Source organism: Mangrovimonas futianensis, assembly GCF_021245805.1.
Lineage (GTDB): Bacteria > Bacteroidota > Bacteroidia > Flavobacteriales > Flavobacteriaceae > Mangrovimonas > Mangrovimonas futianensis.
The window spans coordinates 213,183-220,765 of the sequence record NZ_JAJJNF010000007.1; the positions used below are offsets into that span (position 1 = coordinate 213,183).

The following is a 7,583-nucleotide window of genomic DNA, read 5'->3' on the forward strand; positions in this document are numbered from 1 at the left end:
TTAACTTAATCTTATATCTGAAACCGATGCTCCTGTTGGGATCATTGGAAACACATTGTCTTCTTTCTCTACACATACTTCTAGGAAATATGCCGATTCACTAGCCATCATTTCCTTGATAGCTTCATCCAATTCCTCCCTTTTTGACACTCTTTTGGCTTCAATATGGTATCCTTTGGCTATTTGAACAAAATCTGGATTGATCAATTCGGTAGAGGCATATCGTTTATCAAAAAACAATTGCTGCCACTGACGTACCATTCCGAGGAAATCATTATTTAAGACAACAATCTTCACGGGTACCCTGGTTTGAAAAATGGTCCCCAATTCTTGAATGGTCATTTGGTAACCTCCATCTCCAATGATAGCTACCACATCACGTTCTGGAGCTGCCATCTTTGCGCCTATGGCTGCTGGCAATGCAAACCCCATGGTTCCCAATCCGCCGGAGGTAATATTACTTTTTGTCTGGTTAAACTCAGCATAGCGACAAGCAATCATTTGATGTTGTCCTACATCACTCACTATGGCTGCCTGCCCTTTGCTTTCTTCATTGATTTTCTTCAACACTTCTCCCATGGTCAAACCTTCCTTGGTGGGGTTCAAATCGTTTTTGATGACCTGTTCAAACTCAACCTGATACAGCTTCTTAAACTCATTTAACCAAGAGTCATGGGTATTTTCATTAAGTAATGGCAATAAAGCCGACAGACTGGTTTTGGCATCTCCAAGAACCGCCACATCGGTCTTTACATTTTTATCGACTTCTGCTGGGTCTATTTCAAAATGGATCACCTTGGCCTGTTTGGCATAAGTCTCCAAATTACCGGTTACCCTGTCATCAAACCGCATGCCAATGGCTATAAGCACATCACACTCATTGGTTAACTTATTGGGTGCATAATTACCGTGCATGCCTACCATACCCACATTTAAGGGATGGGACGTTGGAATGGCGGAAGCTCCCAGAATGGTCCAAGCCGAAGGGATGCCAGCCTTTTCCATCACCGCCTTCAATTCGGCTTCTGCCTCACCCAATATGATACCTTGCCCCCAAACGATTAAAGGCTTCTTAGCCGCATTGATGATATCTGCAGCCTCCTGCACTTTGCTTAGTTGCACTTCGGGGACGGGTTTATAACTTCTTATGGAGGTACATTTTTCATAAGAGAAATCAAATTCCTCAAACTGGGCATTTTTGGTGATGTCAATGAGTACGGGACCCGGACGCCCACTTTTAGCGATATAAAATGCTTTGGCAATGACTTCGGGAATTTCAGACGCCTTGGTCACTTGGTGGTTCCACTTGGTAACTGGGGTTGAGATACCTATAATATCTGTTTCCTGAAAGGCATCACTTCCTAGTAAGTGGGAACCCACTTGCCCCGTAATGCACACCAAAGGCGTGGAATCAATTTGAGCATCGGCAATACCGGTGATCAAATTGGTTGCCCCGGGACCCGAGGTTGCCATAGCCACCCCTACTTTACCAGAAATTCTAGCATAGCCTTGGGCTGCATGGGTTGCCCCCTGCTCGTGCCTGGTCAAGACGTGATGCAATTGGGTTTGATATTTATAAAGCTCGTCATAAACTGGCATTATGGCCCCACCAGGGTAGCCATAAATAATATCAACCCCTTCTTCCAAAAGGCATTTTACAACCGCCTCACTACCCGTAATTCTAACGGATTTTTTAGTAGGCTGCTCTTTTTTTGCTACTGCTTGAGTATCCTCCATATTCTATCATTTAAAACTCATCGGTCACACAGCCATTGGATGCTGATGAAACCGTTTTTGCATATTTATATAATACCCCTCGCTCAAATTTGAGTTTTGGAGCTTTCCAATTTTCTTTTCTTTTTGCCAATTCCTCATCGGAAATTTCGATGTTGATGGTGTTGTTTACTGCATCAATAGAGATGATATCTCCATTTTCAACTAAGGCAATGTTTCCACCAACTTGTGCTTCTGGCGACACGTGACCCACCACAAAACCGTGGGATCCACCTGAGAAGCGACCATCTGTAATCAAAGCCACATCCTTACCCAAGCCAGCTCCCATAATGGAAGAGGTCGGTTTAAGCATTTCTGGCATACCCGGTGCGCCTTTAGGACCTTCATAACGAATAATGACCACATCTCCTTTTTTTACTTTACCCGTTTTGATGCCTTCATTTACCGCCGCCTCACTATCAAACACATTGGCAACGCCTTTGAAAGACAAGCCTTCTTTTCCTGTAATTTTAGCCACAGCACCTTCCGTAGCTAGGTTACCAAACAGGATGCGAATATGGCCTGAATCCTTGATTGGTTGGTTGACTGATTTGATGACCTCCTGCCCTTCTTCAAGGTCTGGAGCTGTCTCCAAGTTTTCGGCCAAGGTTTTTCCGGTAACCGTTAAGCAATCACCATGCAACATGCCTTGTTTCAGCATGTACTTTAAAACACCTGGCACTCCACCTACGGCGTGCAAATCTTCCATGGCATATTTACCACTTGGTTTTAGGTCTGCCAAGAGTGGTGTTGCATCACTTATTTTCTGAAAATCGGCTAAGGTGAATTCCACATTGGCTGCTTTGGCAATAGCCAGAAAGTGCAACACGGCATTTGTAGACCCTCCAAGAACCGTTACCAACCTAATGGCGTTTTCTAAAGACTTTCTTGTAACAATATCTGATGGTTTAATATCTTTTTCCAGTAGTAACTTTAAGACTTCTCCCGCTCTCTCACATTCCTTCTCCTTAATCTTTCCTTCTGTGATAGCTGGGTTTGAGGAGTTAAAAGGCAAAGACATACCTAAGGCTTCAATGGCCGAAGCCATGGTATTTGCGGTGTACATACCACCACAAGCACCAGCACCCGGACAGGCCTTGTGAATGACTTCTTTGAATTCGGTTTCATCTATGCTTCCAGCTACTTTTTGACCATAGGCCTCAAAAGCTGAAATAATATCCAGTTTTTTACCATTATGACAGCCAGAAGCAATAGTACCGCCATAAACTAAAATGGAAGGTCTGTTTAACCGTAACATGGCCATTAAGGCTCCCGGCATGTTTTTATCACAACCTACCACAGTCACCAAACCATCATAACTCATAGCTTGAACGACGGTTTCCATAGAATCTGCAATGATATCACGGGACGGTAAGGAATAGCGCATTCCTGGGGTTCCGTTTGAAATACCGTCACTTACTCCAATGGTATTGAAAATGAGTCCGACCAAATCGGCCTTGTCTGCTCCCTTTTTAACATGGACTGCCAAGTCATTAAGGTGCATGTTACATGGATTTCCTTCATACCCTGTACTAGCAATACCTATCAAGGGCTTTTTCAAATCTTCATCGGTTAAGCCAATGGCATGCAACATGGCTTGGGCAGCCGGCAAGGTGGGATCTTGTGTTACTGTTTTACTGTATTTATTTAAATTGTTCATTATTTGATTTTGACCCATTTCTTTTAAGAAACTAAATTAATGTAATCACTCTACTAGGGTGTTGCATTACATGAGTACGCTTTAAATTCAATTAGTTTTTTAACATTTCAAATAGCTATTTATCAGCGATTTAACTAATTTGTTATATGATGTTCAAACCCATTAAAATTTTTCCATAAAAAAAATGCCTTCCCGGATGAGGAAGGCATTTTCTATATCATACTACAATACCATTCCTCATCGGAGCGAAATAATCACTACGATACTAATAGAAATGATATGGATTAGGTTCTTGTTCATTTGAAACCCAAATGTTGGAATTTTTAATTAAAAATCCAAATGCTCTGGAAGGTTTTCTTGTGTTTGTAGTAATTAAGGGGGACATATTCCTTAGATTATTGCGATGCTTATTGGATTGGCTGCTGGTTTTTGACGGACTTTTAAGGCATGCCTGTGGGGTCTTATGCGGGTTTTATAAGGATCCCACACGGAGTTTACCCAAGTCATATACGTTATATATTCGTTTTATATACGATATACATACGCTATACCTATTGATTATATCGCTATGAATCATTACTTTAACACAGCCGAACCATGACTTAAAGTGAGTTGGGTTTTTGGCAAGTTTATTTAATGGTGTGATTATGGGTGGCACCTCTAAAAATTTAAAAACGTATGGCGAGACAAAAAGGTATTATCAAGATTACGGGAACGGTAGGTGGTTTAAACTTTTACATTGCTAAGGGTGAGGCTTTTGTGCGGCAAGCGGGTGGCGGATTTAATGGTGATGCCATAAGAACCAAGGAAAGCATGCGCCGAGTAAGGGAAAACGCCACGGAGTTTGGTGCCGCTTCTATGGCTTTGAAACAGTTTAGGCGCTCTTTGCTACCCGTGTTTTCACCGCCAAAATACCGACCTTTACAAACCCGATTGATGGGTTTGTTTATGGAACTTAAAGTTTTGGACGGCATTTCTACACCTGGCAACCGGCGGGTGGCCCAAGGCATTGCCACCCTAAAAGGGAAGCAACTGCTAAAGGATTTTGTGTTTTTACCCGACTGTATGGCCTTGAATTATATTGCATCGCGCGCTCAATTTGATTGGGAGACGCAAACATTACATTTTGCCGCTATGGATTTACGAAACGAAACCTTTATCACCGGCAGTAGCCATTTGGCGTTAAGCTTTATGGTGATCGATTTTGATTTTGAGACATTGACCTATACTTCTCAGGTCTCTGAAACGGTTATGCTAGGAAAAGACGAAGTGGCGGCCTTTAGCCTGGATGTGGCAGAGGTTGTACCACCACAACATACAGGAATTGTTGCTTTGGGACTAAGGTTTTGTGAGGTTCTTGGTGAGGAGGTTTACCCTGCGCGAGGGATTAGTGGTTTGGGGTGTAGGATTGTTGAAGTTATATCGTAGTGTGTGGTGTATAGTTTATAGTGAAAGGTATAAAATGGGGATGTGGCATAGGGTTAAAAAGTGTTTTTTATTTGCTATCTTTATGATTTCGTGCTGCTTATGAAACCTACCATTACATTATCTCCACTACAACATAAAGATGTTTTGCAAATAGCCATTGGGTTTGTTTTTGATGCCCAAACTAAAACCCATGTTAAGGGTTTTGCTGGTGTTATTTGGTCACAAACGCACAAAACGTTTTACGTGCCTTATTCTGCAGTTACTTTGAATGCCTTGTTTCATTATTTTAAGAATTTGGGGTATTATATTGATTATAGTGGGTTTAAAAAGGTGCCATCTACGGCTCCCAAGCCTGTTAAGAAACGTGCCACTAAGCCAAGTAAAGAGGTGCTCTACCAAGGATTGTCATTGACCAACAAGGATTTATTGAAGCAATTTATCAATTATTTAAAGGGCAAGCGCTATAGCGAAAGTACCATACAGGTTTATGGTTATTTTATATTACGGTTTCTTGCCTATCAAGGCGAGCGTGTGTTTACGGATTGGACGACCCGAGACATTGAGCAGTTTATGAGCGATGTGGTTGCCAAGGAGGATTACAGCATAAGCAGTCACAGACAATGTGTGAGTGCTTTTAAACTTTTCACCTTGTTTTGTGGTTTGTCTGGTTTTGATGCCACCCATTTTGAGCGACCCAAAAAGAGCAAGTATTTGCCTGTAGTATTGTCGGCCAAGGAGATTCTTACCTTAATACAGGTGACCAAAAATTTGAAACACCGCGCCATTATTTCGATGTTGTATTCTGGCGGGTTGCGTATTGGGGAGTTGTTACAGCTCAAACCTGAGGATATTGATTATGAGCGTGGGATGATTACTGTAAGAATGGGCAAGGGACGAAAGGATCGGTCTGTGGTTTTGAGTGATGCCATTAGGCCTTTGTTAAGCAATTATTTGACGACCTACCGGCCGAAGGGTTTTATGTTTGAGGGTCAGGATGGTGGTGCCTATACGGCAAGTTCTGTACGGAAGTTTTTGAAGGCCTCCTGTAAGCTAGCTGGCATAAGGAAAGCGGTGACCCCACACACGTTACGTCATAGTTATGCAACGCATATGCTTGAAAATGGGGTTGATTTGCGCTACATTCAGGAATTGTTGGGGCATAGCAGACCAGAAACGACCATGATTTATACGCATGTAGCAGAGAAGGATTTGGTTAAGATTAAGAACCCCTTGGATGTAGCTGTAGGACGCTTAACAAATATGGGTAATGGGGAAGAAAAACTCCTCATATCCCGTGGGGAATTGTGATAAAAGAGTATATTTAGGCACATATAACAAGTTGTACGCAAGCTAAGAAACAGAACTAATTGAGAATTTTAGATTGGATAAAGAACAGTAAAGTTAAATCGGAATTTGAAAAGGCATTTTCTGACTTAAAGAGAATGGGAGAAATTGAACCAAGTGCAAAAAGGACTTATGAATTACTTTGCGAATTGGACTTTGATACTTCTGACTCGCAATCTGAATTGTTGATTTCGGAATTTAATAAGATTCAATATCAATCGAATACCAATAGTTTCTTTTACTTCCATTTTCCGATTGTAACGCACATTTTACATTACAAACCAAAATATGAGAAAGACATTTTAGGATATTTAATCGGACCAAATTTTGCGAATGGAGACACAGAAACGAAAGATTTGATTCCATTAATCAAAAGTGCAATGGAATTTAAACTGTCTGAAAATAAAAATTATCTGACTAAAGAAAGTAAAGATTGGATTCTAAATGAATTACCGAAAATGGAAAAAGAAGTTGAACGTGAAGTACAAAAATGTTGGAAAGAACTGAACGAATAAAAAGCCAGCGTACAACAATATATAACCGCAATTACTGCAGTTTCGACTACGTCAACATATACTCGGAATCGCTAACTACTGTGATATACCAAAATTAACGCATATTAACCCGTAACTGACGGTTATACGAGACCGTTGTACACAAGCTAAAAAAACGGAAATGAGATGAATAAAACGGAAAACATTGGAGCAAAAGTCGCACTAATAAACGGAATGACATTCGGATTGGGATTTCTGTTTATAATGACATTCATCGGAGTACTGTTTTCGGATGGCTTACTCGGATTAATCGGAATTGGAGCTTTATTGTCGTATAACTACTTATTCATTTCTTTTGCTCTAATATATCTGACTTTACCATTTGCACTCTGGATTTTCGGAAAAAGAAATTCCAAAAGTTTAAATCAAGGTAAAAGTGTTTTAAAGACATCAGCGGAATTTTCGTTTGGCGTGAATTTGATTATCTGGATTGTGTTTTTATTTTCTCAATTGGTAATTGGCGGAATTGAAAATTATCTTTATCTGAATTTAATAGTCATCGGACTTATACTCGTTTTGGGATTCTTAACGACCTATACTTTCGGATTTTATATTGTAAAACTGACAAAAGAAAAAATAAAAGCCAGTGTACAACAACGGCTATAATTCAGCGTGGCGACAGTGCAAAAACCGAAAGTAAAAACATATATTTATCTGATTTCTCTGCGGAATAGTCCTGCGGACGATTCCACGCCGAAATCATAGGTACTGTGTTAGAAAACAAGTAAATTGCAATAAATTTTTAGGAAGCATTCAAATTTATTTGACTGTTATCCCGTGCAGCAGGGACTTTAAGTCCTTGCTGTTTTTTCTTTTCAAATTCT

At 40.6% G+C, this 7,583-nt stretch carries 6 protein-coding genes; 4 read left to right on the forward strand and 2 right to left on the reverse strand.

What is annotated here, in order from left to right:
- Positions 1-1,737 carry a biosynthetic-type acetolactate synthase large subunit gene (gene ilvB, locus LOK78_RS13205; protein ID WP_232395193.1) on the reverse strand — a complete coding sequence of 579 codons (1,737 nt, stop codon included), beginning with the start codon at positions 1,735-1,737 and terminating at the stop codon, positions 1-3.
- A gap of 10 nt (positions 1,738-1,747) precedes the next feature.
- A complete protein-coding gene (gene ilvD / locus LOK78_RS13210) occupies positions 1,748-3,433 on the reverse strand; it encodes a dihydroxy-acid dehydratase (RefSeq protein WP_232395192.1) in 1,686 nt (561 codons plus the stop codon).
- A gap of 678 nt (positions 3,434-4,111) precedes the next feature.
- On the opposite strand from ilvD, the gene LOK78_RS13215 reads away from it, so the two are divergent.
- From LOK78_RS13215 to LOK78_RS13230, 4 genes are all read left to right on the forward strand, one after another.
- Positions 4,112-4,861 (forward strand): hypothetical protein, encoded by a 750-nt coding sequence (locus tag LOK78_RS13215; RefSeq protein WP_232395191.1) that lies wholly within the window; start codon positions 4,112-4,114, stop codon positions 4,859-4,861.
- 99 nt (positions 4,862-4,960) lie between these two features.
- Positions 4,961-6,169, forward strand: a complete 1,209-nt coding sequence (gene xerA / locus LOK78_RS13220) for a site-specific tyrosine recombinase/integron integrase (protein ID WP_232635212.1) — start codon at positions 4,961-4,963, stop codon at positions 6,167-6,169.
- Between the two features lie 59 nt (positions 6,170-6,228).
- Positions 6,229-6,720, forward strand: a complete 492-nt coding sequence (locus LOK78_RS13225) for a hypothetical protein (protein ID WP_232635213.1) — start codon at positions 6,229-6,231, stop codon at positions 6,718-6,720.
- A gap of 165 nt (positions 6,721-6,885) precedes the next feature.
- Positions 6,886-7,365: a hypothetical protein gene (locus LOK78_RS13230; RefSeq protein WP_232635214.1), complete on the forward strand. Its 480-nt coding sequence runs from the start codon at positions 6,886-6,888 to the stop codon at positions 7,363-7,365.
- The last annotated feature ends 218 nt before the right edge of the window (positions 7,366-7,583 follow it).